The sequence below is a fragment of the Tamlana sedimenti genome (assembly GCF_038148895.1).
GTDB lineage: Bacteria > Bacteroidota > Bacteroidia > Flavobacteriales > Flavobacteriaceae > Tamlana.
Map to the genome: position 1 here is coordinate 372,091 of NZ_JBBVGQ010000001.1, position 26,288 is coordinate 398,378.

The 26,288-nt window shown below is 37.5% G+C and carries 23 protein-coding genes; 17 read left to right on the plus strand and 6 right to left on the minus strand.

Annotated features, from left to right (window positions below):
- Positions 1-33 precede the first annotated feature (33 nt).
- The 3 genes from WJN01_RS01620 to rimM all read left to right on the plus strand — a co-directional run bounded on the left by WJN01_RS01620 (position 34) and on the right by rimM (position 2,386).
- Positions 34-1,095, plus strand: a complete 1,062-nt coding sequence (locus WJN01_RS01620) for a lactonase family protein (protein ID WP_445195412.1) — start codon at positions 34-36, stop codon at positions 1,093-1,095.
- A 108-nt stretch (positions 1,096-1,203) separates the two neighbouring features.
- A complete protein-coding gene (locus tag WJN01_RS01625) occupies positions 1,204-1,722 on the plus strand; it encodes a 30S ribosomal protein S16 (RefSeq protein ID WP_445195413.1) in 519 nt (172 codons plus the stop codon).
- A 139-nt stretch (positions 1,723-1,861) separates the two neighbouring features.
- On the plus strand, positions 1,862-2,386 hold the full coding sequence (gene rimM / locus WJN01_RS01630; protein ID WP_445195414.1) for a ribosome maturation factor RimM: 525 nt from the start codon (positions 1,862-1,864) through the stop codon (positions 2,384-2,386).
- 83 nt (positions 2,387-2,469) lie between these two features.
- On the opposite strand, the gene WJN01_RS01635 is transcribed toward rimM, so the two are convergent.
- The gene (locus tag WJN01_RS01635) at positions 2,470-2,919 is read right to left on the minus strand and encodes a PA2169 family four-helix-bundle protein (protein ID WP_445195415.1); all 450 of its coding nucleotides are present in this window, start codon (positions 2,917-2,919) and stop codon (positions 2,470-2,472) included.
- A 180-nt stretch (positions 2,920-3,099) separates the two neighbouring features.
- Positions 3,100-3,549, minus strand: coding sequence for a DUF2383 domain-containing protein (locus WJN01_RS01640; RefSeq protein WP_445195416.1), 450 nt, complete (start codon positions 3,547-3,549; stop codon positions 3,100-3,102).
- A 201-nt stretch (positions 3,550-3,750) separates the two neighbouring features.
- Between WJN01_RS01640 and WJN01_RS01645 the strand changes: the two genes are divergently transcribed.
- Positions 3,751-4,419, plus strand: a complete 669-nt coding sequence (locus tag WJN01_RS01645) for a tRNA1(Val) (adenine(37)-N6)-methyltransferase (protein WP_445195417.1) — start codon at positions 3,751-3,753, stop codon at positions 4,417-4,419.
- On the opposite strand, the gene WJN01_RS01650 is transcribed toward WJN01_RS01645, so the two are convergent.
- Entirely contained in the window at positions 4,416-5,723 is a 1,308-nt protein-coding gene (locus WJN01_RS01650; protein WP_445195418.1) for an amino acid permease, read from the minus strand. The genes WJN01_RS01645 and WJN01_RS01650 overlap by 4 nt on opposite strands.
- 77 nt (positions 5,724-5,800) lie before the next feature.
- Here WJN01_RS01650 and WJN01_RS01655 point away from each other — a divergent pair, with 77 nt between their 5' ends.
- The 4 genes from WJN01_RS01655 (at position 5,801) to WJN01_RS01670 (ending at position 12,827) form a co-directional block, all read left to right on the plus strand.
- A complete protein-coding gene (locus WJN01_RS01655; protein WP_445195419.1) occupies positions 5,801-6,889 on the plus strand; it encodes an SRPBCC family protein in 1,089 nt (362 codons plus the stop codon).
- Positions 6,890-7,014: 125 nt separating this feature from the next.
- Entirely contained in the window at positions 7,015-8,193 is a 1,179-nt protein-coding gene (locus WJN01_RS01660; RefSeq protein WP_445195420.1) for an acyl-CoA dehydrogenase family protein, read from the plus strand.
- Between the two features lie 179 nt (positions 8,194-8,372).
- Positions 8,373-11,837 carry a PPi-type phosphoenolpyruvate carboxykinase family protein gene (locus WJN01_RS01665; protein ID WP_445195421.1) on the plus strand — a complete coding sequence of 1,155 codons (3,465 nt, stop codon included), beginning with the start codon at positions 8,373-8,375 and terminating at the stop codon, positions 11,835-11,837.
- 60 nt (positions 11,838-11,897) lie between these two features.
- Positions 11,898-12,827: a metallophosphoesterase family protein gene (locus WJN01_RS01670; RefSeq protein WP_445195422.1), complete on the plus strand. Its 930-nt coding sequence runs from the start codon at positions 11,898-11,900 to the stop codon at positions 12,825-12,827.
- Here the strand turns inward: WJN01_RS01670 and WJN01_RS01675 are convergent.
- On the minus strand, positions 12,824-13,150 hold the full coding sequence (locus WJN01_RS01675; RefSeq protein WP_445195423.1) for a 2Fe-2S iron-sulfur cluster-binding protein: 327 nt from the start codon (positions 13,148-13,150) through the stop codon (positions 12,824-12,826). The two genes, WJN01_RS01670 and WJN01_RS01675, sit on opposite strands and share 4 nt — an antisense overlap.
- Positions 13,151-13,443: 293 nt before the next feature.
- Here WJN01_RS01675 and WJN01_RS01680 point away from each other — a divergent pair, with 293 nt between their 5' ends.
- Genes WJN01_RS01680 through WJN01_RS01710 form a run of 7 tightly spaced genes read left to right on the plus strand, consistent with a single transcriptional unit; the run spans position 13,444 to position 18,899 of the window.
- A complete protein-coding gene (locus WJN01_RS01680; protein WP_445195424.1) occupies positions 13,444-13,875 on the plus strand; it encodes a SoxR reducing system RseC family protein in 432 nt (143 codons plus the stop codon).
- Positions 13,876-13,877: 2 nt separating this feature from the next.
- Complete coding sequence (locus tag WJN01_RS01685; protein ID WP_445195425.1) at positions 13,878-14,780, plus strand: Fe-S cluster domain-containing protein; 903 nt, start codon at positions 13,878-13,880, stop codon at positions 14,778-14,780.
- The gene (gene rsxC / locus WJN01_RS01690; RefSeq protein ID WP_445195426.1) at positions 14,773-16,101 is read left to right on the plus strand and encodes an electron transport complex subunit RsxC; all 1,329 of its coding nucleotides are present in this window, start codon (positions 14,773-14,775) and stop codon (positions 16,099-16,101) included. Before WJN01_RS01685 ends, rsxC begins: the two co-directional genes overlap by 8 nt.
- Before the next feature lie 2 nt (positions 16,102-16,103).
- On the plus strand, positions 16,104-17,114 hold the full coding sequence (locus WJN01_RS01695) for an RnfABCDGE type electron transport complex subunit D (protein ID WP_445195427.1): 1,011 nt from the start codon (positions 16,104-16,106) through the stop codon (positions 17,112-17,114).
- A gap of 2 nt (positions 17,115-17,116) precedes the next feature.
- Complete coding sequence (locus tag WJN01_RS01700; protein WP_445195428.1) at positions 17,117-17,710, plus strand: RnfABCDGE type electron transport complex subunit G; 594 nt, start codon at positions 17,117-17,119, stop codon at positions 17,708-17,710.
- A gap of 5 nt (positions 17,711-17,715) precedes the next feature.
- Entirely contained in the window at positions 17,716-18,321 is a 606-nt protein-coding gene (locus WJN01_RS01705; protein WP_445195429.1) for an RnfABCDGE type electron transport complex subunit E, read from the plus strand.
- Positions 18,322-18,323: 2 nt separating this feature from the next.
- Positions 18,324-18,899 carry an electron transport complex protein RnfA gene (locus tag WJN01_RS01710; RefSeq protein ID WP_445195430.1) on the plus strand — a complete coding sequence of 192 codons (576 nt, stop codon included), beginning with the start codon at positions 18,324-18,326 and terminating at the stop codon, positions 18,897-18,899.
- 84 nt (positions 18,900-18,983) lie between these two features.
- On the opposite strand, the gene WJN01_RS01715 is transcribed toward WJN01_RS01710, so the two are convergent.
- Both WJN01_RS01715 and WJN01_RS01720 read right to left on the minus strand, forming a co-directional pair.
- Entirely contained in the window at positions 18,984-19,997 is a 1,014-nt protein-coding gene (locus tag WJN01_RS01715) for a 2-oxoacid:ferredoxin oxidoreductase subunit beta (protein ID WP_445195431.1), read from the minus strand.
- A gap of 2 nt (positions 19,998-19,999) precedes the next feature.
- Positions 20,000-21,868: a 2-oxoacid:acceptor oxidoreductase subunit alpha gene (locus tag WJN01_RS01720; protein ID WP_445195432.1), complete on the minus strand. Its 1,869-nt coding sequence runs from the start codon at positions 21,866-21,868 to the stop codon at positions 20,000-20,002.
- A 135-nt stretch (positions 21,869-22,003) separates the two neighbouring features.
- Here WJN01_RS01720 and WJN01_RS01725 point away from each other — a divergent pair, with 135 nt between their 5' ends.
- Positions 22,004-22,354 (plus strand): 4Fe-4S dicluster domain-containing protein, encoded by a 351-nt coding sequence (locus WJN01_RS01725; protein WP_445195433.1) that lies wholly within the window; start codon positions 22,004-22,006, stop codon positions 22,352-22,354.
- Between the two features lie 334 nt (positions 22,355-22,688).
- Positions 22,689-26,216 carry a pyruvate:ferredoxin (flavodoxin) oxidoreductase gene (gene nifJ, locus WJN01_RS01730; RefSeq protein WP_445195434.1) on the plus strand — a complete coding sequence of 1,176 codons (3,528 nt, stop codon included), beginning with the start codon at positions 22,689-22,691 and terminating at the stop codon, positions 26,214-26,216.
- Positions 26,217-26,288: the final 72 nt, after the last annotated feature.

Genomic DNA, 26,288 nt, shown 5'->3' on the forward strand with positions numbered 1-26,288 from the left:
GTCCTATTTTTGAAAAAAACTAAAAGCTGTTTTATGAAACCCTTATCAGCCTTTTTATTTACTCTAATTAGTTTAAACTTGGCTAATTGCCAAAATACTCCTTTGTATGTCGGCACCTATACGGACGGGGACAGCGAAGGCATTTACCAAGTACAATTTAGCACCAAAACCGGGGCACTCAGCAATCTTAAGTTGGCAACAACCATTAGCAATCCATCTTATATCGCCTATTCTCCTGACAAAAGGTTTTTATATGCTGTAGATGAAGGTGAAAATGGCACCGTGTCTGCTTTCAAAATAATGGAAAATGGCACTTTGGCGTTTATTAACCGAGAAAAAACTTTTGGTGGTGCCCCGTGTCATATTTCAGTCAACAATGAAGGCAACAAATTGGTGGCATCCAATTATAAAGGAGGCAATATATCATTGTATGACATTAATGCCGATGGAAGTCTAAATGTAGCATCACAGGTTTTTGACCATAATACCGACGATGAAAAATCGCATGCACATTCTGCACAATTCTTTGAAGACAACCTGTTTGTTTCCGATTTGGGTCGCAATGCCTTATATCAATATAAACTGAAAGAAAGTAAATATGAACTTGAATCTCCCGCTATTATTGAAACAAAGGGCAATCCAGGACCAAGGCACTTTACAATTACAGCAAACGGAACATATATTTATGTAATCAATGAATACGGATGCTCTATAACATCAATTGAAAAGACTGATTCTGGCTTTAAACAAATTGATGAAGATTCAACTTTAGATGAAAATTACAAAGGCTACAGCTCTTGCGCCGACATCCATTTAAGCAAAGACGAACGCTTTTTATATGGCTCTAACCGAGGCGAAAACTCTATTGCAGTTTTTAAACGAAATAAAGAAAATGGCACGTTGGAAAAAATACAGAACATAAGTGTTCATGGCGATTGGCCTAGAAATTTCACACCAGACCCAACGGGAAAATTTCTGTTGGTTGCCAACCGAAAAAGCAATAACATTTCCGTTTTTAGCATTAATTCTTCCAATGGAAAACTCAATTTTTTACACGATTTTAAGGCACCAACTCCCGTATGTTTGCTGTTTTAAATATTTCACCAAATTTCACAACAAATAACCATCTGATAATTAAAAAAATATAGTATCTTTGCGCCCTCATTAATAACCGAGGTCGAGAACCTCAAATAATTAATTATTATGCCAGTAAAAATTAGATTACAAAGACACGGTAAAAAAGGAAAACCTTATTACTGGATCGTTGCCGCAGATGCACGAGCAAAAAGAGATGGTAAATACCTTGAAAAATTAGGTGCTTACAATCCAAACACAAACCCAGCAACTGTTGAATTAAACGTTGATGGTGCTGTAAAATGGTTACAGAATGGTGCACAGCCAACTGATACCGCTAAAGCAATTTTATCTTATAAAGGTGCTTTATTGAAAAACCATCTTGCAGGTGGTGTAAAAAAAGGTGCCCTTACTGAAGAACAAGCGCAAGCGAAATTCGATGCTTGGTTAGAAGAAAAAGCAACTAAAATTCAAGCTAAAGCTGACGGTTTAACAGAAGCTAGCGCCAAAGCCAAAGCAGACGCTTTAGCTGCAGAAAAAGCTGTAAATGAAGCAAGAATTGCTGCTACAGCCCCTGTTGTTGAAGAAGAAGCGACTGAGGATGAAGCTCCTGTTGCAGAAACTGAAGCGTCAAACGAAGAAGAATAAAAATTTAATTTTTTATACTTTTAATCCCGCCCTTGGCGGGATTTTTTATGAAAAATAGAATCCAAATAATGAGACTCTGAAACAACACTTCGACTGCGCTCAGTGTGACAAATCAGGGTGACAAATCAATTAATTTGTCATGGAAAAAAAAGACTGTTTTTACTTAGGAAAAATTATAAAAAAGTATAGCTTTAAAGGGGAAGTTTTAGTGAAACTTGACACCGACCAGCCTGAACTTTACGAAAACCTCGATGCCATTTTTTTAGAATTGAGAAATAATCTGGTTCCTTTTTTTGTTGAAAGCTCACAATTGCACAAATCGGAATTACTACGCATAAAATTTGAAGATGTTGATACCGAGGCCGACGCAGATTCCATAATGAAAAGTGATTTATACCTTCCTTTGAATTTGCTTCCTAAACTAGAAGGCAACAAGTTTTACTTTCACGAAGTCATAAATTTCACCATAGAAGATATTAATTTCGGTAAAGTGGGAACTATTAAAGCCATTAACGATTCTACGGCACAAGCGTTATTTGTTGTTGACAGGGACGGAACAGAAATCTTAATCCCCATGAATGATGAATTTATTGTTAAGGTAGACCGCAAAAACAAAACCATTTATGTTGAAACACCGGAGGGATTGATTGATTTATACTTGTAACATTTCCAGACGAACATAATATATAAACACAAAGGCCAATCTTTAAAGATTGGCCTTTGTGTTTTTTCTTTTTTGATTAATTTCTAAGCCATTTGCCTGTTCCCAATTTGAAGGGCATGCAAGCTTCTTTCAATTGCATCTCTTTGTTTTTGCAATAATTGCGCTATGTGCTCAGAAAATTTTATTTTGTTTAATGTGTCGTTGTATTTATCAATAGTCCAGGTTTTCATTCTGCAAACTTCATCAAAAAGGGCATATTCATCATTTTTGGAAATAATTTGTTTTAACCTAGCCCATAATTTGTTTAAAGCCCCTTTCTCATCTTCAGGATATTCTGGATTTCCACCCTTTTGAATAATTTCAGCTCCAAGAAATCTACAAAACTCACTTCGTTCAAAAGCCATTGCCCTAAAAAAGTTTTTTAAATCTTCGTCTTCAACATGATGCAAAGCATCAAGATAAATTTTTTCCGCATCATTATTAATGGCTAAAAGTTCGTTTAGTTGGGTAATAGTTGGATTTGATTTTTTCATTGTTTTGGGGTTTTCAGGATTACAATAAATTGATAAATAAGTGTTTAGCTTCTCAAATTAAACTATTTCTCACAATAATTCAATATTTTCTCGTAATATTTTTGCATTTCAGCAATTTTTTATGCCCTTTATCGGCATTTCCTGAACAACTTCAACAACAATTTTGCGTTTAATTAAGCTTTAAACGTTTTGGGCAATCAAGTTTTCTGACCTTTTAATGGCATTCATCGTAGCTTGGATACCATCACGCTGCTCAACGAGCAATTTGCACACGGACAATGGCAAATTCAACTCATTTAACAAGGCATTATACTTGCTAATGGTCGCGCGTTTTATTCTGTAAACTTCATTGAGCAAAAGACTATAATCTTTAAGAAAGATTAAATTTCTAAAATTCATGGAAACCTTATAAGACTCTTTACTAACTGCTTCCGAAAATTTAGATTTACCAACCAGTTTTTCAATTTCCAAGCACAACTGCTCACTGTACATTTTACGAACATTTCTCTGTTCTTGAAAAAACGACTTAAGTTCTTCGTCATCAATAGCTTTAAACGCTTCTTGATAAATATTCTCATGCTCGTGGTTAGACACCAACAAATCATTTAATTTCTTTAAAACTTTCTCCAAATTCCTCATCTTCTTAAAATCTCAAACTATTCAAATTCTGCCACTATAAATTATATACGTGGCAAAATTAAAAACGAGACGAATCAAAACCCATTTTTTAACATTGTTTAGTATATTTTAGCACATTTTAACGGTAACTTTATAATGTCAAATAACCCTTTTCGATTTAAGCAATTTAGTATAAACCAGAACCAATGCGCCATGAAAGTTGGAACCGATGGCGTATTACTCGGAGCTTGGGCAACCCTAAAAAACAACCCATTTTCTGTATTGGATATTGGTGCGGGCACAGGAATACTATCCCTAATGCTTGCTCAACGAAGTCATGCCGAAATTATTGACGCTCTAGAAATTGACGAACTCGCCTATGAACAGTGTGTGGATAATTTTGAGCAATCGCCTTGGGATGACAGGCTATTTTGCTACCATGCTTCGTTGGAGGAGTTTGCAGATGAAATTGAAGATAAATACGATTTAATTGTTTGCAATCCACCCTTTTTTGTCGAGGATTACAAAACTAAAAATGAGCAAAGGGATATGGCTCGTTTTCAAGACGCCATGCCTTTTGATCATTTAATTGATAGCGTTGCCAAGTTGCTATCTCAAAGTGGGATTTTTTCGGTAATTATACCATTTAAGGAAGAATCTTTGTTCATTGAAATAGCATCAAATTTCAACCTCTTTCCAAACAACATTTTACATGTTAAGGGCAGCCCTACAGCGAAAATCAAACGAAGCTTAATTGAATTTTCTTTTGGTGAAAGTGACTTGAAAAAAGAGGCATTGATTATTGAAACTTCCAGACACTTATACACCGAAGATTATATTAAACTGACAAAGGATTTCTATTTAAAAATGAAAGACAACTAGTCGTTCCGCTTATGCCAATGCATTAACAAATAGAAAGGGATTCCTGATAGCAACAAGATGAATCCGTAAAATACGGTATCCCTTCCAGAACCCCAAATGGCCCATAGGGAATAAGCGAACCCAAGACCACCCAGAAGAAAGGTTTTTACCCAATTATTGGCATGTAATTTCTTTTCAATGATAATTAAAACATAAGCTGCAGCACTTAGCAAATATGGCAGCAAAGCCACAAAAACCACTATTTCCACTATAATTTCAAACTGATCCACTAATCCTTTTGTAAAATTCATGAGCATAACAGCACTTGAAAGCAAACTGCCAATAACCAGTCCAATAACAGGCGCACCCTTTTTATTTTCTTTTTTGAAGATTCTTGGAAACAAGTCATCTTTGGCAGTTGCCATTGGCACTTGCCCCGTAATCAATATCCACCCATTTAAAACACCTATACCTGAAATAATAACCCCAACAGCCACAAAATAACCACCATAATCTCCAGCCATGAGTCTTGCAGCTTCAGCGAATGGCGCGGGAGAATTTTGTAATACCTCTGTAGGCAATACTCCAAAAAGAACGACTGTTGCCAAAACATATACAATTGTTGTTAATATGGTTCCAAACATGGTGGCCTTCGGAACAATAACTTCAGAATCCTCAACACTTTCAGCTGGTATGGTGGCGCATTCAATTCCCAGAAACGCATATAATGTCATTACAGCCACCGCTGGTAAGGTTGCAAAATCACTATTCCCAGTTAAATTAAAAGCAGGGAAATTTTCAATATTGAAAAAGAAAACGCCAACTACAATAACAAATGCCAACGGCAATAGCTTTAGGGCAGTAGTTAAAACCTGAACTTTCCCAGATTCCCTAATTCCCTTTGTATTAATCCATGTAAAAAACCATATTAAGAGCAACCCAATACTAACGGAATAGAAAGAATTGGTCTCCAGCTCAGGAAAAAAGAAACTTAAAGCACCTACAATGGCAATGGCAACAGCCCCGTTACTTACCCAACAGGATATCCAATAACCCCAAGCCATTAAAAACCCAATGAAATCACCAAATCCAGCTCTTGAATAAGCATAAGGGCCTCCACTTTTATTAACTACAATTTTACTTAGATTACTGAATATTTTAGCCAAAATAAGTGCCCCTACCCCAGTAAACACCCATCCTAAGAGGCTTATGCTCCCATATTTGGCCAAAGCTGCCGGCAAAACAAAAATGCCAACACCAATCATATTACCAATAACAAGGGATGTAGCGGTTATCAATCCTATTTTCTGTGGTTTCGAACTCATCTAAAAGGTTTTAATAATAGATAAACTTTAATTATGTAAATTACAAGACGGTTAAATATACAATTATAATAGAATAAATGGCATATAACTTCTATATCGACCCCGATATTTCTAATGCTGAAACGCTTCCCTCCTATTTCTATAGGGACAAAGGTCTTTTTGATTTTGTAAAAGAAAAAATATTCCAGAAATCGTGGCATTTCATAGGTGATGAAGCCTTGGTGGCCAAAAAACAGTCAGTTTACCCATTTGCCTTACTTGATGGCTATCTTTCCGAACCATTGGTTTTAACCAAAACTTCCAGCGGAAAAGTATCTTGTCTATCAAATGTTTGCACCCACAGAGGAAATCTATTGGTTACGAAAGCCAGCACATCAAAAAAATTAATTTGTAGCTATCATGGTAGACGCTTTAACTTAAAAGGCGAATTCGAATACATGCCCGAATTTGAAAAAACCCAGGATTTTCCTCGTGCCTGTGACAACTTACACAAACTTCCTTTTAAGCAATGGGGGCCATTTTTGTTTGCTAGCCTAAATCCTACTTTTGTCTTTCAAAAGGTGATAGACACAATGAATTCGCGCATCGGATTTCTTCCTTTAAATGAATTTAAACCCAATAGATCATTAAACAAAGATTTTATGGTTGATGCACATTGGGCTCTCTATTGCGATAATTATCTGGAAGGATTTCATGTGCCTTTTGTGCATAAAGATTTGAACGCCATTTTAGACTACGGAAGCTATAAAACCGAGATTTATGAATTTTGCAACCTGCAAATAGGATTTAGTAATGACAGTAAAAATATTTTTGATTTGCCAAAAGACCACATTGACCACGGTAAAAATGTAGCTGCCTATTACTATTGGATATTCCCTAATCTCATGTTTAATTTTTATCCATGGGGGCTATCCATAAATTTGGTTCAGCCTATTAGTATTAACAAAACAAAAGTTTCCTTCATGTCTTATGTTTACGATGCAGATAAACTAAATAAGGGCGCAGGGAGTGGCTTAGATAAGGTGGAGCAAGAAGATGAAGATATTGTTGAAAATGTTCAAAAAGGAATACGTTCATCATTTTATAAAACCGGTCGGTTTTCACCAACAAGAGAACAAGGGGTTCATCACTTCCATAAATTAATTGCCGAATTTTTGAACAGATAAATTCTTAAATTAATTACCATTTAAAAATATAATTTTTAATTTATTTTGGCTAAATTTGACATCTGTTACATATTTAATAAAAATATACCGCATTATTTAAGAATTATTTATTCAATATAAAAATAATGAAACCTGATTTATTTGAAGCTCCAGACTATTACAACTTAGATGAACTGCTAACAGATGAGCACAAATTGGTACGTGCAGCTGCTCGCGAATGGGTAAAACGTGAAGTTTCTCCAATAATAGAAGAGTATGCGCAAAAAGCAGAATTTCCAAAGCAAATCATTACCGGATTGGCTGAAATTGGAGCTTTTGGCCCTTACATCCCCATGGAATATGGTGGAGCGGGATTAGACCAAATTTCTTATGGTCTAATTATGCAGGAAATTGAGCGGGGAGATTCAGGTATTCGTAGTACGGCATCAGTACAATCTTCTTTGGTTATGTATCCTATTTGGAAATATGGCAATGAAGAGCAACGTAAAAAACACCTGCCTAAATTAGCAAGCGGGGAATGGATAGGCTGTTTTGGTTTAACCGAACCAGACCACGGGAGCAATCCTGGAGGCATGGTTACCAATTTTAAAGATAAAGGTGACCACTATTTACTAAACGGAGCAAAAATGTGGATAAGCAATGCCCCATTTGCACAAGTTGCCGTAGTTTGGGCAAAAAATGAAGAGGGACGAATTCATGGGCTTTTGGTTGAACGAGGTATGAAAGGGTTTTCAACCCCGGAAACCCATAATAAATGGTCATTACGCGCATCTGCAACTGGCGAGCTCATTTTCGACAATGTAAAAGTGCCTAAAGAAAATTTATTACCCAATAAGTCTGGGTTAGGCGCACCGCTTGGATGCTTGGATTCGGCACGTTATGGCATTGCATGGGGAGCTATAGGCGCTGCTATGGACTGTTACGACACAGCTTTACGATACAGCAAAGAGCGTACTCAATTTGGTAAACCCATTGGTCAATTTCAGCTTCAGCAAAAAAAATTGGCAGAAATGATTACGGAAATCACCAAGGCACAACTTCTAACTTGGCGATTGGGTGTTTTACGTAATGAAGGCAAAGCAACTTCAGCCCAAATATCTATGGCAAAACGCAACAATGTTGACATGGCCATAAATATTGCCCGTGAAGCACGACAAATTCTTGGAGGCATGGGTATTACCGGAGAATATAGCATCATGCGGCATTCCATGAATCTGGAAAGCGTTATTACTTATGAAGGCACGCACGACATCCATTTATTGATTACTGGTTTGGATATTACAGGATTGAACGCCTTCAAGTGAAACAACCAAGATTTTCAATATTCTTTTCTTAAAACCTTTAGTAGATAGTTTTCCAAAGGAAAAATTCTTCATATTTTTATAGTTCCTGACTTTTGACAGGAGTTTTAATTCAGCCAGTGAATATTTTTGCATTGTAACATTTACAATTGATTGCGTTTAAATATAAATAACTATCCAAAGTGAGCAACATAACCAAAAAAGAAAACAGAAAAGACATCATTCAATTCATAAACCTGCAATTAGCCGCTCTGGGGCAGCCTATATTTAGGGACAAACCTGAAAGTTCCGAAAAATTCGGTGACCCAAGGTTTGAAGAATTAACAAAAGGGCTAATTCAAGGATTTCGCGAAAAGTCAAGGCTTTTGGCGCAACATCATTCCCCTGTAGATTCGCGAATTCAAAATTTCATTAATGATTATTTAAAAGATGTCGATTATAAAAAATCGTATGTATTACCCAACGACACACTTATTCTATCAAAAAAAGGACAGGCTAGAGAAGCCAGTTTACCGCCAGACGGCAATTCTTTTGAGAGTAGTTTGGTAAACTCAAAAAGGCTTAAACAGGGCATTTTAAACAACCCGCTACATGACAAGAGAACCACAAAAGGAACTTTTCATATTGTTGAAGGCGATTTGCCCGTACCTCTAGATAAGAAGGAAGTACCAAAAATTGTTTTTGCCCATTTTTTGAATGCTGCCTTTAATCCCCCTGAAGATTTAAAAGTTTTACCATTTACCTCCAGTCAAGAAAAACAAGCCAAGGTTATGGTCTCTATGTTGTTAAGGCCTACCGTTTGCCCTGAGGTTAAAGGTATTATTGCAAAAAAATCTTTGGAAGTTCGTTTTTTCGCTCCAGGAAACCTAGTGAGTAATTTAGACTTTGTTGAAAATATTTTTGGCAATGCAGGCAATCCAAATTTAGCAAAGAATGACGCTGCCTTAGACACTGAACATTGGACAGGGCATACGGGTTGCATTGTACTGGCACCACAGCTCATCACTTTAAAAAAGAAGGATGTTGGTTTACCACATTACGATGATGCTACCGAACGCCAGAGAAATGACGGCATGTGTTGGAAGGACGAAAACGAACTATACAACGATGGTGGCGCATTTAAAATTACGTGCAGAGACGATAGAGGTGTTGTCGTTACGTTGATAGCAGACAACTACTACGGCTATTCCAAAAAAGAAATCAAAACCCAAATTAGTTATTCTGCCAACTTATTTGGTCTGGTAGAAGAAGAACACGCCGGAGGTGCAATTGCCTTTGCCAGACGTGTTATGGGCGACACTGTAAACGGCAATGATTACTCTAACGTTTACGGTCTTGACCATAATTTTGAAGACGTTAAAGCCCTATTGGCCGACAGAATTGAAGTTAAACCGGAGAACTATGCGGTAGATATAAAATACCCGAACATTGTTTATATACCAGAATCTGCTTATATAAACACTAACACCAATAGCATTGCCTGGGAACACAAGGGAAAAGAACAAAAGTTAAAATTGTCGCCCTTTAAAACTTATGTGCATCCTACGGGAAACAAACTTAGACTGGAAAAACACAAATCCATCAATTTATGGCGAATTATTGAAACATTCCCAGAGGGCATGTTTTGCCATAAGCCTTGTACAGTTTCGGGAGGCGGAAAGTCTGAGATTTCAAAATCGATGCAGAACGCCATAACATACAGCACATTCAACCTTCATAATATTGAAGAGGATTTTAAAAAGGCTGATGAAATTATTGAGTTCGATTATTCCACACGATGGAAAGTAAAAGACCCTAATAGACCTAAATCTAGATCATTCCTTAGTGAAAAAAGAACATTGGGATCTGTTGTTAAGTTATTAACGCCTTCGGAGGAAAACTCAGATGAATTTAATGCTTTTTTAAAGGGAATTCCTGTACACGTCCGCTCGCTTGTTCTCTTTGTTAAACGACTATTCAGGCAAGCACATGGCGCCAACCTTAATTGGAAGGACATGATGTCCGTTGAAATTATTAATGGCGTTCAGGGCACCTCATTAATGTACAATAACACCCCTGTGGTTGGTAGTTACGTAAGGATTGGTTTCAATCAACATGGTAACTGGATGCTTAATAAATTACGCTCTGATTTTTCAGCAAGTGAAAAAGTTCAAACTGAAGATGATATAACCGCTTCCATAACATTACCCAAATACAGGTTTAAAAATTTAAACCCTGAATACACTAACAAAAGTGTAAAAATATTGACCAATTGCGAGGCGCATCTATTCCAAAGGCCAGATGAAGCTATAGTGCGCGGTTATGATAAAAATGCAGAGCTGGATATTATTTCAGATGGCAGATTCTTGACAAATTATGAAATGTTGACCAAAGAAGACGCCATAGCCATTTATGAGGACACCATAAATTTTGACAAGTACACTCAGCCAGTTAAGGATTTTATACTTGAAATTATCAATAGTGAAAATGATGAAGCGCAGTTTGTACTGCCCTCCCATCCACGAATTGTAGATGGCGAACCTACTAAAAACCCCCGTTACTTGGAACCAAATAGATTCTTTAAAGAAACTGAAGCCTCCTATGTTGCAGATATTGGTGTGCGTTTACATAGAAAAATTAAGCCTGAAGACCCTGTAATTCATGCGGTGAATGCTGTTTTACCGGGTAGGCGAAACAACCCTGCTGACAGAAAAGCGGGCATTCGTCCGTTGGCGGTTTATAATCCAATTCACTATCAGGAAACACCAGAGCTGTTTATGGATTTCATTTGTAGTTTGACTGGTAAATCCCCATCAACCACAGGTGCAGGTTCCGAAGGTGCTTTAACAAAAGGACCTTTCAACATGTTAACCCCAACTACAGATTTAAACAATGCCCTTCTATCCCATATTTTAACAGAATCTAACGCCTTTAGCACCGCCGCCGGATATGTTGGTGGTGAGAATAAAGTAGACCATGACATTAGCATTTTAATCCCTGAAATTTGGGCACGATTAACCCCAGAGGATAGAGACCCGAAACAATTGATTAAAAATGGCGCTTTAGAAAAACTGGAAGATTTTGAATATAATGGAAAGACCATTTTAGCGAGTCGTTTGGGATATCGTATCACTAAAATTTTCTCTTTAAGATGTTTAAATCGTCTGTTCGATGAGCCAACAGCTGTATTCAACGAAAAAATGCTGAAGCCCGAACTTCAAGGCATGGAAGATTATGTGGATGGTATTAACAATATTGTTGAAGCCCAACAGAAAGTAGCACTCAGATATTTTGAAGATAGAAGTGTTGATGCGGCCATTCCTCCTTTGAAAATTCTATTGCACATTATGGCCTATGGCCAATACGAAGGCAAAAACATCAATGACCCTGAATTAAGAAAATATTTTGACAGAGATTATGTGATAAATAGCGATTGGTACAAGAAACGACTTATACTAAAACAACAAAAAAACATTAGGTTCTATGATTCCCAAATTGCTTATTTAGAAAATTTCATGAATGATCCAAATAATAAAGAAGTGGCCCAAGAAATGAATCTAAACAAGCGTTTGGAAACGGTAAAAAACTTGTACAACGACGTAAAATCTGATGATTATTTAGAACGTTTGGTTGGCACTATTGGGGCTGATCCTTTGTGCCGAAAATAAGAAGCTGAATTTTTTAGGTTCAAATAAATATCCCAAGAAAACAAAAAAGAGCGTTTCAGAATGAAACGCTTTTTTACTTACATTTACCTCATGCTTTCGTCGAAAAAAAGATTGGATCGTGCTTATAAAAATGCTAAAATCATTGATTTTGATGATGATAGTAAATTTATTCTATTTAGCGATTGTCATCGAGGGGACAATAGTTTTGCCGACGACTTTGCAAACAACCGAAACATATATTTTCATGCGTTAAAACATTATTATGCCGAAGGTTTTCAGTATTGCGAACTTGGCGATGGTGATGAACTTTGGGAAAACCTTTCTTTTGAATCCATTTTAAACGCCCATAAAAATGTGTATATGCTCATGAAACAATTTCATGAGGAAAAACGGCTGCACATGATTTGGGGCAATCACGATATGGTTTATCGCGACCCCAAGTACGTAAAAAAGAATCTATCAACCTATTTCGATCCAAAAACCGGTCAAAACGAAGAACTTTTTGGAGACATTGCCTATCACGAAGGCATTATTTTAAAGCATTGTATGACGGAGCAAGAGGTGTTTTTAACCCATGGCCATCAAGCGGATTGGTGGAATTTCCTGTTTTGGAAATGGAGCCGATTTATGGTTAGAATTCTATGGAAACCCTTAAACGTTATGGGTATTGCCGACCCTACTAGCCCTGCAAAAAACTATAAAGAACTTATAAAAGTAGAACGGCGAACAAAAAAATGGATTACCGAAAATAATAATCAAGTTACCGTTGTTGGGCACACCCATCGCCCACGTTTTCCAGAACCCGGAGACATTGCCTTTTTCAATGACGGCAGCTGCGTTCATCCTCGAAGTATCACGGGCATTGAAATTGAAAATGGCAAAATTTCTTTGATTAAATGGCAAATTGCCACAAAGGACGATGGCACGTTACAAATAGTTAGAATTCTACTTGAAGGCCCAAGAAAGTTGTTGGATTATAAAACCAATTAACTTTCCGGTGCCAAGGCCACTTCAAGACCTTCCATATCTGGAGTCATCTGAATTTGGCACCCCAAACGGCTATTATTCTGCACATCAAAAGCTTCGGCCAACATGGCATCTTCATCATCAGTCATTTCCGGTAATTCATGATTGCTCAAAACATAACATTGGCAGGAAGCGCACATGGCCATACCTCCACATACCCCAATGGTTCCCTCTGGGGCAAGTTCATAAGACCTTACAACTTCCATAAGGTTCATGGCCATATCTGTGGGCGCCAATACCTCATGTTTCACACCATCCCTGTCTGTAATGTTAACTCTAATATCCATCCTACCGCTCTTGTTTATACGCTTTAGTTATACGTTATCTCTGATATTCTCAAAAAATCTGGGCAAAAATAAAACTTAATTTATAATTTTCAAATCATTTTCCTATAATTCTTATAGGATTAATAGGTTTTATATTCATTACACTATAAAACAACCCTTTACACTCTATTTCACTAAAATGAATTTAAGCATATTTTTTCTAAAACAATAATAATTCCTGACATAAATCATAAAATTCACAGTACGAATGCACTAATTTCACCAAGTGAATTTGATATAACTATTTAGTGGTTATGAACGCTCAAGCTAACAATAACGATACTTTTGTTCATTCCGGTATTATTTCCAAAATTTCTGGAGACTCTGTTATTGTTGCTTTAGAACAAAACATACATTGCGAGTCCTGCAAAGCAAAGGCAGCATGTGGTATTTCGGAGTCCACAACAAAAGAGGTCACTGTTTATAATGCCACAGACCCTTTTATTGTTAACGAACATGTAAAGGTTATTTTAAAGAAAACCTTGGGTTTTAAGGCTGTATTTTGGGCCTATGTTTTTCCTTTTTTACTCATGCTTCTTACGTTAATCATTGCTTCTGCCTTTTTCGCAGAATGGATAGCCGGAGTATTATCCATCTTAGTGCTATTACCATACTACTTAACCCTTCATTTTCTTAAAAACAACCTAAAAAGTGCTTTTAAAATTTCAATATTAAAACAAAGTTGAACATGACAGATTCAATATTAAATAGTGTTTTGTTACTAGCTTCCTTGGGGGTAATAGCAGCAGTTGTTCTGTACGTAGTTTCCAAGAAGTTTTACGTCTATGAAGACCCTTTAATTGCCAAGGTTGACGAGGCATTGCCAGCTGCAAATTGTGGCGGTTGTGGGTCACCTGGTTGTAAAGCGTTCGCTGAAAAATTAGTAGCTACAGAAGATATTTCAGATTTATTCTGCCCTGTCGGCGGAAACGATGTTATGAAGCAAGTTTCCGAAATTTTAGGCAAGGAAGTGACAGAACAAGACCCTACCGTGGCCGTTATGCTGTGTCAAGGCGGATGCGATGTGCGCCCTAAAACCACAGAATACCAAGGACCAAAATCTTGCGCTATTTCTGCTATGGTTTACAGTGGGGAAACAGATTGCCAATACGGCTGTTTAGGTGATGGCGATTGTGTAGCCGTATGCGATTTTGATGCCATGTATATGGATGAAGCTACTGGTTTGCCCGTAATAATTACAGATAAATGTACTTCTTGTGGTGCCTGTGTAAAAGCTTGCCCAAGAAATATTTTAGAAATGAGACCACGCAACAAGCGCGACCTCAAAATATTTGTTGGCTGCTTAAATGAAGATAAGGCAGGAATAGCCAAAAAAGCTTGTGAAGTGGCATGTATTGGATGCTCTAAATGCGATGATATTTGCCCAAAAGACGCCATCACTATGGAAAATAATTTGGCCTATATAGATGCTGCATTGTGCACGCTTTGCAGAAAATGTGTGGAAGTTTGTCCAACACACTCTATTATAGAAACCAATTTCCCTCCAAAGAAAGCAAAAGCGCCTAAAGAAGAAAAAGTAGCTGTTACCGAAACAGATGTACAACCAGAAAATTCAAAAACAGATGCTTAAAACATTTCCAAAAGGAGGAATTCATCCGCCTGAAAATAAGATAACATCCTCAAAAGGCATCAAAAAAATGCCCATACCAAAGGTGGTTTATGTACCCATTGCTCAACATATTGGCATTCCTTCAGAAATAATAGTGGAACAAAAAGATAAAGTTGAAATTGGTCAAGTTATTGCCAAATCTGGTGGTTTTGTGTCATCAAATATCCATTCACCAGTAGCAGGAACCGTTACAAAATTGGATATGATTGTTGATACCAGTGGTTATAAAAAACAATGTATCGTTATTAGAACTGACCTAAAAAACGAATCCAATTTTGAGGACATTGAATATCCTTTAAAAACTGAAATTGTAGCAGATGCAAAAGATATTCTTCAAAAGATAAACGATTTTGGCATTGTTGGTCTGGGAGGCGCAACCTTTCCGTCGCATGTTAAATTGCAGGTGAAGGAAGGAACCAAATTGGACCACCTTATTATTAACGGTGTAGAATGCGAGCCTTATTTAACTGCGGACCATCGGTTGATGCTTGAAAAAGCCGAAGAAATAATGGTTGGCATAAAAATATTGCTAAAAGCCTTGAACATTAACAATGCTATAATCGGTATTGAAAACAACAAAAGAGATGCTATTGAGCTCTTTAAAAACCTTACTAAAAACGATGAAACGATTAAGGTTGCTGCGTTGCAAGTAAAATATCCTCAAGGCGGCGAAAAACAGTTAATTCGAGCCATTTTAAAAAGAGAGGTTCCTAAAAATGGATTACCCCTTGATGTGGGTGTCATCGTACATAATGTCGGGACGATTTTTGCTATTTACCAAGCCATTCAACATAACAAACCTTTAATCGAACGTGTCGTTACCGTTACCGGAAAAAAACTTGAAAACGCATCAAACTATTGGGTAAAAATTGGAACCCCAATTAAAGATTTAGTAGATGAAGTTGGAGGTTTACCCGAAGGCACAAGAAAAATAGTGAACGGTGGCCCTATGATGGGAAAAGCCATCAAGAATTTAGATGTTCCAGTAACTAAAGGAACTTCGGGGATTTTGGTGATTTCTGAAGATGAAGCGAGCCGAGGTGAACCCAAAAATTGTATTCGTTGTAGCGAGTGTGTTAACGTTTGCCCCATGGGACTAGAACCCCATTTGCTCATGAACCTTTCTGAAAAAGGCATGTATGAAAAGGCATCCTATGAAGATATCATGACCTGTATTGAATGTGGTTCGTGCAGTTATGTTTGCCCATCGCACCGTCCACTACTCGACTACATAAGATTCGGAAAAAACATTGTTAAAAAACTAAACACTTCCAAAAACTAGTTATGAGCGCCCAACCTATTATAGTATCTGCCTCGCCGCATGTTCATTCCGATAGAACCTCAAAAAAACTAATGTACGATGTCATCATAGCATTAGTGCCTTCCTTTTTGGTTTCTTTATATGTGTTTGGAATAGGTGCGTTAATTGTAACTGCTGTTGCAATTTCATCTTGTATTTTATTCGAATATCTCATTCAAAAATATCTCTTAAAAGCTGAAGTCACCATTGGTGATGGCTCTGCGTTGCTAACTGGTATTTTATTGGCGTTCAACTTACCTTCAAGCCTCCCCATTTGGATGGTTATTGCTGGGGGTTTGGTTGCCATTGGTATAGGTAAATTATCGTTTGGTGGACTGGGTTTTAACATCTTCAATCCCGCTTTGGTGGGCCGTGTATTTTTACTGGTTTCATTCCCTGTACAAATGACCATGTGGCCAACACCTGTTGAAAACAACACATCTTTAGTTGATGCCGTAACTGGAGCAACCTCTTTAGGCGCTATAAAAGAAGGTCTCATGGCAGGCGATACCATGACAGAAATTAGCACAAGAATTCCTTCAGCAATGGATATGCTGTTTGGTATTACAAGTGGTTCTTTAGGAGAAATGTCAGCATTGGCTTTGGTACTTGGTGGTATTTATTTAATTGCTAGAAAAGTCATTTCATGGCACATTCCAGTAATCCTTTTAGCTACCATGGCTGTTTTTACGGGAATCTTTTGGACCATTAACCCGGAACAATACGCCAACCCGATCATCCATATTTTGTCAGGTGGTGCGATTTTAGGAGCCTTTTATATGGCAACCGATTTGGTTACTAGCCCAATGACCAAAAAAGGGATGGCAATTTTTGCTATAGGTATAGGCATAATAACGGTTTTAATTAGGCTCTTTGGAGCTTATCCAGAAGGCATTTCGTTTGCCATTTTAATCATGAACGCTTTTGTTCCATTAATTAATAAATATTTTAAACCACGAAGATTTGGTTCTAAAATAAAAGCTAAAATCGTGTAATTATGAGCAAGAAAGAATCAACATTCTTAAATATGACCGTGTCTCTTTTATTGATTACACTCATATCTGGTTTTGCACTTGGGTTTGTAAACGATTTAACCATTGAACCTAAAGCCAAAGCCAAACTAGAAAAAAAGATAAACGCCATAAAACAGGTGTTACCCGAGTTTAACAGCAACCCTGTTGAAGACCTAATAAAAGTGAAACTGGAAACCGCAACAGATAGCATTGAAGTTTATCCCGCCTTTAGCAATGGGGAATTTGTCGGGGCTGCAGTAACTGGTTTTTCCGAAAAAGGGTTTAGCGGACTTGTTAAAATTATGGTTGGCTTTAATCCCGACGGTTCCATTAAAAATATTGCAGTTTTAGAGCAGAAAGAAACCCCAGGCTTGGGCACAAAAATGAAAGACGAGAGTTTTTTACAGCAATTTAGAGACAAAAATCCGAAAGCTTATAGCCTAAAAGTTAAAAAAGACGGAGGTGACGTTGATGCTCTAACAGGCGCAACCATAAGCTCAAGAGCCTTTACTGAGGCTACAGAAATGGCTTATGAGGTGTTTATAAAAAACCTAGATTCAATCAATAAATCCGAATAGCAGCTATGGCAAACGATATAAATCAAAAACAGAATTTCCTAAAAGGCATAATCAAAGAGAATCCTATTTTCGTGATGCTCTTGGGTATGTGTCCTACTTTGGGTGTAACCTCATCGGCGTTTAATGGTTTGGGCATGGGCGTTGCCACGTTGTTTGTGCTTTTAATGTCGAACATTGTGGTGTCCTTGGTAAAAAAACAAATTCCGAGTAAGGTCCGTATCCCTGCGTTCATCATCATTATTGCATCTTTTGTTACCATAGTTGAAATGATTTTGGAAGCCTTTATTCCATTTCTTTATGAACAACTTGGGATATTCATTCCGTTAATTGTGGTTAACTGTTTAATATTGGGTAGAGCTGAAGCTTTTGCATCAAAAAACAATTTAATTTCTTCGGTTTTGGATGCTTTGGGTATGGGTCTTGGTTTTGTTTTGGCGCTTACAGTTTTAGGTGCGGTTCGCGAAATATTTGGTAACGGGAGTTTGTTTGGCTTATCGTTTGTTCCAGAAAACGCAAACACTTTTATACTTTTCATTTTACCACCAGGTGCATTTATTGCATTGGCTTACTTAACTGTTGTTTTTAACAGACTAACATCTAAAACTGCTTAAACATGGACTACTTAATCATACTCATAGCAGCCGTTTTTGTAAACAATATTGTTTTATCGCAATTCTTGGGAATCTGTCCTTTTTTAGGTGTTTCCAATAAGGTTTCAACTTCCATAGGTATGTCTGGAGCTGTTTTATTTGTTATGACGATTGCCACAACGGTTACGTATTTATTACATGAATACGTTTTAATCCCTAGCGGATTGAATTACCTAAGAACCATAACATTTATTTTAGTGATTGCGGCATTAGTGCAAATGGTTGAAATCATTTTAAAGAAAGTAAGTCCTGCGCTATATCAGGCATTAGGTGTTTTTCTACCTTTAATTACCACAAACTGTGCGGTTTTGGGTGTTGCCATTTTAGCATTAGGATTAGAAGATAGTAGTTTGTTAAAAGCTGTTTTCTTTGCCATTTCTAACTCTTTAGGCTTTGGATTGGCTTTGATTGTTTTTGCAAGTATTAGAGAACAATTGGAGCTTGCCAATATTCCTGAAGGCATGAAAGGTGTGCCTATTAATTTATTGGTGGCCGGCCTTTTATCTTTAGCATTTTTAGGATTTACCGCTTTGGTATAAATCCAGTTTATAACACTTCAATAAAAAATGCCTTTTTCGCATCGTTGAAAAAGGCATTTTTAATTTGAGCTAGTCACTTCTAAATTAATTTACTTGATATATTTCTCCTGAAAAAAACAGGTCGTCAGTTTGTGCAAATTTTGAACGCGATTTCACCTCTTTTGTTAGTGCATCTTCTCGTTCTTCTAAGGTTACATCATCAAAACTTCTAATAATTCCAGTTACCAATGGGTATTTTAATCGAACCAACATTTGGTGCATGGTTGGGTCTTCATCTTTGGCATTATGCACCAAAATATCGTCTTCTGTCACGCCATTTTCACCAATGGTCACCGTTTCCAATTTCAACCCATTTAACACTAAACCCTTATTTCTGTCTTTTCCAAAAATCATTGGTTTCCCATGTTCAACAAACAACTGCTTATCTTCCCTCACGTTTTTATCAGTGAATTGTGTATAGCATCCATCATTAAAAATCACACAATTTTGTAATATTTCAACCAAAGAAGTTCCATTAAACTTTTCGGCTTCAATAAAAATCTCTGTCATTTCCTTTGGTGTATTTCCACCTATTCTAGCAAAAAATCTTGCTTGGGCACCAATGGCCAATTCACCAGGTTGGAACGGAGGCTGCGTATTGCCATAAGGTGAGGATTTTGTTTTCTGCCCAACAAGAGATGTTGGTGAAAATTGTCCTTTGGTCAATCCATATATTTCATTATTGAACAATATGATGTTTAAATCAATATTTCGACGCAAAACATGAATGAAATGGTTACCGCCAATGGCCATAGAATCCCCATCGCCAGTAATAACCCAAACGCTCAGGTTTGGATTTGCCAGTTTAACGCCAGTTGCAATAGCAGGAGCCCTACCATGAATGCCATGCATGCCATAAGTATCCATATAATATGGAAAACGTGATGAACACCCAATACCAGATATAAAAACAACATCTTCCTTTTTTACGCCCATTTCTGGAAGCGCCTTTTGCACGGAGCGTAAAACAACATAATCATCGCAACCAGGGCACCATCTTACTTCTTGGTCACTGGCAAAATCCTTAAACGTATAGTTTCTTTCAGCAGTTGTTTCCATAGTTACTTTAATAATTTTTTGAATTCATCAATCAACTCGCTATTTCCAAAAGGCAATCCTTGTATTTTGTTGTATTGCAACAATCCGCAGATGTTAAAATTCATTTTCAAAATATTTACAAATTGCCCGTTGTTTAATTCACAAACCACAATCTTCCTGAAGCTTTTAAGCACCTTTTCGGTGTTTTTAGGTAATGGGTTTATGTAGCTAAAATGTGCAAAACCTATATTTTTATGGCCTTCCATATTTAACTGTTTTACTGCAGAATGTAGGCTGCCATATGTTCCACCCCAACCTACTACAAGTAAGTCGCCAGACTCTGCGAATTCGGGCACTAAATCGGGAATGTAGTTTTGTACACGTTTAATTTTAGCGGCCCTAATTTTGGTCATGGCTTCATGGTTTTCAGGAACATGCGACACGTTACCAGTTATTTGGTCTTTTTCCAAGCCACCAATTCTGTGCTCCAAACCAAACGTTCCGGGAACAGCCCAATTACGCGCCAAGGTTTCCATATTTCTATCATAAGGATGCCAATTTTCCCTAAGTTCCGTAACCTTGTTGTTTTTAATTTCGGGCATTTCTACAACACGTTTTATTCTCCAAGGTTCCGAACCATTGGCAATATATCCGTCTGTTAACAGAATAACGGGTGTCATATGCTCTAAAGCAAGCTTCGCAGCTTGATAGGCATAATTAAAGCAGCCCGAAGGTGTATCGGCGGCCAAAACGATAACGGGGCTATCACCATTTCTACCATACATGGCCTGCATTAAATCAGACTGCTCGGTTTTGGTTGGCAAACCCGTTGAGGGACCACCACGTTGTACATTTACAATAACTAAGGGTAACTCCAACATCATGGCCAAACCCAAAGCTTCACTTTTCAGGGCTAAACCTGGACCTGAAGTAGTTGTAATGGCCAAATCTCCAGCAAATGCAGCACCGATTGCAGAGGTTACACCCGCAATTTCATCTTCCGCCTGAAATGCTTTAACTCCAAAATGCTTGTGCTTGACCAGTTCGTGTAAAATATCCGTCGCCGGAGTGATTGGGTAAGAACCCAAAAACAATTCCAATCCAGATTTTTCAGCGGCTGCAAGAAATCCCCAAGCCGTAGCTGTATTTCCGGCAATAATTCGGTAAACACCAGAATCCATTTTGGCAGGTGAAATAGCATATGCGTTAGGAATTAGCTCTAACGTTTCGGCATAATAAAATCCGGCATTAAGAACTTTGGTATTGGCGTCAATCAAATTTGGTTTTGATGCAAATTTCTTCTCAAAAAAATCAATAGTATGTTCTGGTGAACGATCATACATCCAATACACAATTCCCAATGCAAACATGTTTTTGCTTCGGGCAATACTTTTATTATCTAAATCTTCAACATCCTTCAAAGCCTCTTTGGTCAATGAAGACATTGGTACTTCAATAATTCTATAGTTAGCCAAGCTACCATCTCTAAGTGGATTGGTGATATACTGCGCTTTTTCTAAATTCTTTTTGGTAAAGGAATCTGTATCTACTATAATGGTATGTCCCGGTTTTACCGAATACAAATTGGTCTTTAAACCCGCTGGGTTCATGGCAACCAATAAGTCTACATCGTCTCCGGGTGTACTGATTTCAACACTACCTATGTGGACCTGAAATCCTGAAACTCCATATAAACTTCCTTGTGGCGCACGTATTTCCGAAGGGTAATTTGGAAATGTAGCAACGTCATTCCCAAACATAGCCGATGTATCTGAAAACTGCGTACCCGTTAACTGCATACCATCTCCAGAATCACCAACAAATCTTATCACAACGGCATCCAGAACTTCGTGCTGTATCTTTTTGGTCTGCCTCGTTTTATTAGCTATCATAACAAATCAATTTAAAAAATTAAATACTCTGCACTGTAATCAAATTTAATTTTCATTTTTTGAATTAAAGGTGACAAAAGTCATATTAATGCTTAGAGATAGAAATTACTTTTACTTCTCTAAACAAAATGAATTATGGCAATTATTATAACAGACGAATGCATTAACTGTGATGCCTGTATTGTGGAGTGTCCCAATAATGCAATTTATGAGCCCGCTCAAGAATGGGCTTATGCAGATGAAACAGCTTTAAGTGGCACTGTAACTTCCCTTAGTGGTGATGAAATTGATGCCGATGAAATGAATGAACCAATTTCTGAGGAGTTCTATTATATCGTACCCGAGAAATGTACCGAGTGCAAAGGTTTCCACGACGAACCGCAATGTGCATCAGTTTGCCCAGTGGATTGTTGCATCCCTGATGAAAACCACGTTGAAACAGAAGAAGTCTTGCTGGCTAAAAAAGCTTGGTTACACGCAGAGTAACCCAAACTAAACTATATTTAATTTTTTGTTTTTCTTTTGCGGCAAAGTTTATAACGTTCAACAAACCAATAAATTAGCCGTTTTGAAAATGAGGATATCCTATTTATTTGATATCCTCATTTTTTTTAATCCTCTTTCTCTTTTTCAATTACATGACAAAAATCATAGTCTGTCCGTCATTCAAATTTTAATTTTAAGGGATTTATTTTAGGCCTCAAGGGTTTTGGTTCGATTCATAAGAAATCTTGTAGGGTCTGTACATTTTTGAAATTTTGCACCTGAAATTTTCTATGACTTTGGTGCAGGTTTCGGTTCATTTAAATAAGACATAATTATGAAAAAATTTCCAAAATTAATTTGTGATGCAAACGAGGCTGTTGCAAGGGTTGCCCATAAGACCAATGAAGTCTGCGCCATATACCCCATAACGCCGGCATCGCCAATGGGCGAACACGTAGACGTATATAGCTCAAAAGGACAGAAAAACATTTGGGGCAACATCCCAAGAATTGTTGAAATGCAAAGTGAAGGCGGTGCCTCTGGAGCGGTGCATGGCTCTTTGCAAGCAGGTGCTTTAACCACCACGTTTACAGCCTCGCAAGGCTTGCTGCTCATGATTCCGAACATGTACAAAATAGCTGGAGAGCTTCTTCCTTCTGTAATACATGTGGCGGCCAGAACAATTGCAACCCATGCTTTATCCATTTTTGGTGACCATTCTGATGTTATGGCGGCTAGGCAAACAGGGTTTGCTATGTTGTTTGGTGGTTCCGTACAAGAAGCTCAAGATTTTGCTCTTATTTCGCAAGTAGCAACCTTAAAATCTAGAGTGCCTTTCATGAATATTTTTGACGGGTTTAGAACATCTCATGAAATATCTAAGATAGATAGCATCACAGACGACATCATAAAAGACATGATGCCCGAAGACAAAATTTTAGAACACAAAAAACGTTCGTTAGACCCAGACCATCCAGTTGTAAGGGGTACGTCACAAAATCCGGATGTATTCTTCCAAGCTCGTGAAGCGGCCAATCTTTACTATGAAAAAGTTCCTGGCATTGTTGAAAAAACAATGAATGAGTTCTACAATCATACCGGCAGAAAGTACGGGCTATTTGATTATGTAGGTCATCCAGAAGCAGAAAAAGTTATAATTATAATGGGTTCTGGTCAAGGTCCAGTAATGGAAGCTGTGGACACCATGGTTAAAAACGGTGAAAAAGTTGGCGCTATAATAGTTCGCTTATTCAGACCATTCTCCATCAGCCATTTCGTGAATGTTCTACCAGAAACCGTGAAAAAAGTTGCCGTTTTAGACAGAACTAAAGAAGCTGGTAGTTTAGGCGAACCTCTTTATCTAGATGTTGTGACCGCCTTTACCGAGAGTGAACGTGACATGCCAAAAATCATTGGTGGTCGTTACGGCTTATCTTCAAAAGAGTTTGACCCAGCCATGGTAAAAGCCATTTTCGATGAGCTTAGTAAAGACAAACCTAAAAACCATTTCACTATTGGCATTAATGATGACGTGTCATATACCAGTTTAGAGATTGGCGAAACACTTAAAACAGTCAAGAACACCTTTAACTGTATGTTCTTTGGACTAGGTTCCGATGGTACTGTTGGTGCCAATAAAAACTCCATCAAAATTATTGGAGAAACCACAGATAATTACGTTCAAGGTTATTTTGTTTACGACTCCAAAAAAGCGGGTGCACAAACGGTATCCCACTTACGCTTTGGGCCAGACCCTATCTATTCTACATATTTAATCCATAAAGCTGATTTTGTTGCATGCCATCAATTCAATTTTATAGAAAAGTATGATATCCTGGATCATGTTAAAAAAGGTGGAACGTTCCTATTGAACTCCCCTTACGACAAAGATGAAATTTGGGAAAAATTACCAAAATTGATGCAAGAAGAAATCATCAAGAATGAATTGGAGTTTTATGTGATTGATGCATCTAAAGTAGCACATGAAGCCAAATTAGGTAAACGTACAAATACCGTATTACAAACATGTTTCTTTGCTATTTCTGGAGTACTTCCAAAAGATGAAGCTATTCAAAAAATTAAAGAAGCCATTGTAAAATCTTATTCTAAAAAAGGCGATAAGGTGGTACAAATGAACTTTAATGCAGTGGACAAATCATTGGAAAATCTTCAAAAAGTAGAATATCCTAAACAAATTACAAGCCATGAGGAATTAAAACCAATGATGACCGGAACGGAAGATCCGTTTGTTAAAGAAGTTTTAGGTAAAATTCTAGCTGGTAAAGGTGATGAATTACCTGTAAGTGCATTCACCGTAGATGGCACATTCCCAACAGGAACGACGCAATATGAAAAACGTGGTATTGCAGATTTTGTACCAGTTTGGGATGGCGAAGACCTTTGTACGCAGTGTAATAAGTGTGTGGCTATTTGTCCGCACGCAGCCATTAGAGCCAAAGTGGTTTCCAATGATGAATTGGCTGACAGACCAGAATCATTGAAAACAGTGGCAGCGATAGGTAGACCTTTTAATAAAGAAACTGAATCTTATGTATTGCAAGTGTCGCCTCAAGACTGTACAGGATGCGATTTGTGCGTAGCCGTTTGTCCAGCTGTAAGTAAAGAAGACCCCGACTTTAAAGCTATAAACATGCATAGTAAATTGGATGTTGAAGCTGTTGAAAACAAAAACTGGGATTACTTTGTAAATCTTCCAGATTACAACAGAACCGAATTACAAATCACCAATATTAAAGGCTCACAATTCCTTGAACCACTATTTGAGTTCTCTGGAGCATGTTCAGGTTGCGGTGAAACACCTTATATTAAAATGCTCACCCAATTATACGGTGATAGCATCATGATTGCCAATGCAACAGGATGTTCGTCAATTTACGGCGGTAATTTGCCAACAACACCTTACAAAACCAACAAATTTGGTAGAGGCCCAGCTTGGGCAAACTCATTATTTGAAGACAATGCCGAATTTGGGTTTGGTATGAAGTTGGCACTTACCAAAAAACAAGAAGTTTCAGTAAGTTTATTAAAATCTTTAGAAGCTGAAGTAGGCAAGGATTTGGTTGAAGCCATCCTTAACAATAAAGAAACTAATGAAGCCGAAAAAGCTGAGAATTTTAAAAATCTTGAAATCTTAAAAAACAAGTTAGCTTCAATAGACAAACCTGAAGCTAAAAAACTAGCGCAACTAACGGAGTACTTACGCAAAAAATCTGTTTGGATACTTGGTGGTGATGGTTGGGCTTACGACATCGGTTACGGTGGCGTAGACCATGTATTGGCATCTGGAGAAAACATTAATATTATGGTATTGGATACTGAAATTTATTCCAATACAGGAGGACAAACCTCAAAAGCCACACCTCTTGGAGCAAGTGCTAAATTCTCCGTTTCTGGTAAACGCACAGGTAAAAAGAGCTTAGCTTTACAAGCCGTTTCTTATGGCAATGTCTATGTAGCACAAGTGGCCATGGGCGCTAAAGATATGCAAACGCTAAAAGCTATTGAAGAAGCTGAAGCTTATGACGGTCCATCATTAATCATTGCTTATTCGCATTGTGGAGACCACGGTTATAATCTTAAAGATGCCGCCATTCACCAAGAAAAAGCAGTGGAAACAGGTTATTGGCCATTATTTAGATTTGATCCTTCAAAACCAAAAGGCAAGAAGTTTAAACTAGATTCAAAAGCACCTGCTGCTCCATTAGAAGATTTTATGTATTCTGAAACTCGTTTCACCAGAGTTGTAAAAGACAATGCCGAATTAGGCGCACAACTCCTAAAACAAGCTCAAGAAGAAGTGGACACTAAATGGGAACGATTAGAACTTTTCAGAGACATGTAACCATCTTTGAAAAAACATTTGCTTAAGTAAATGTTTGAAATTAGGTATGAAATGCTCCATGCTAGGTCAAGA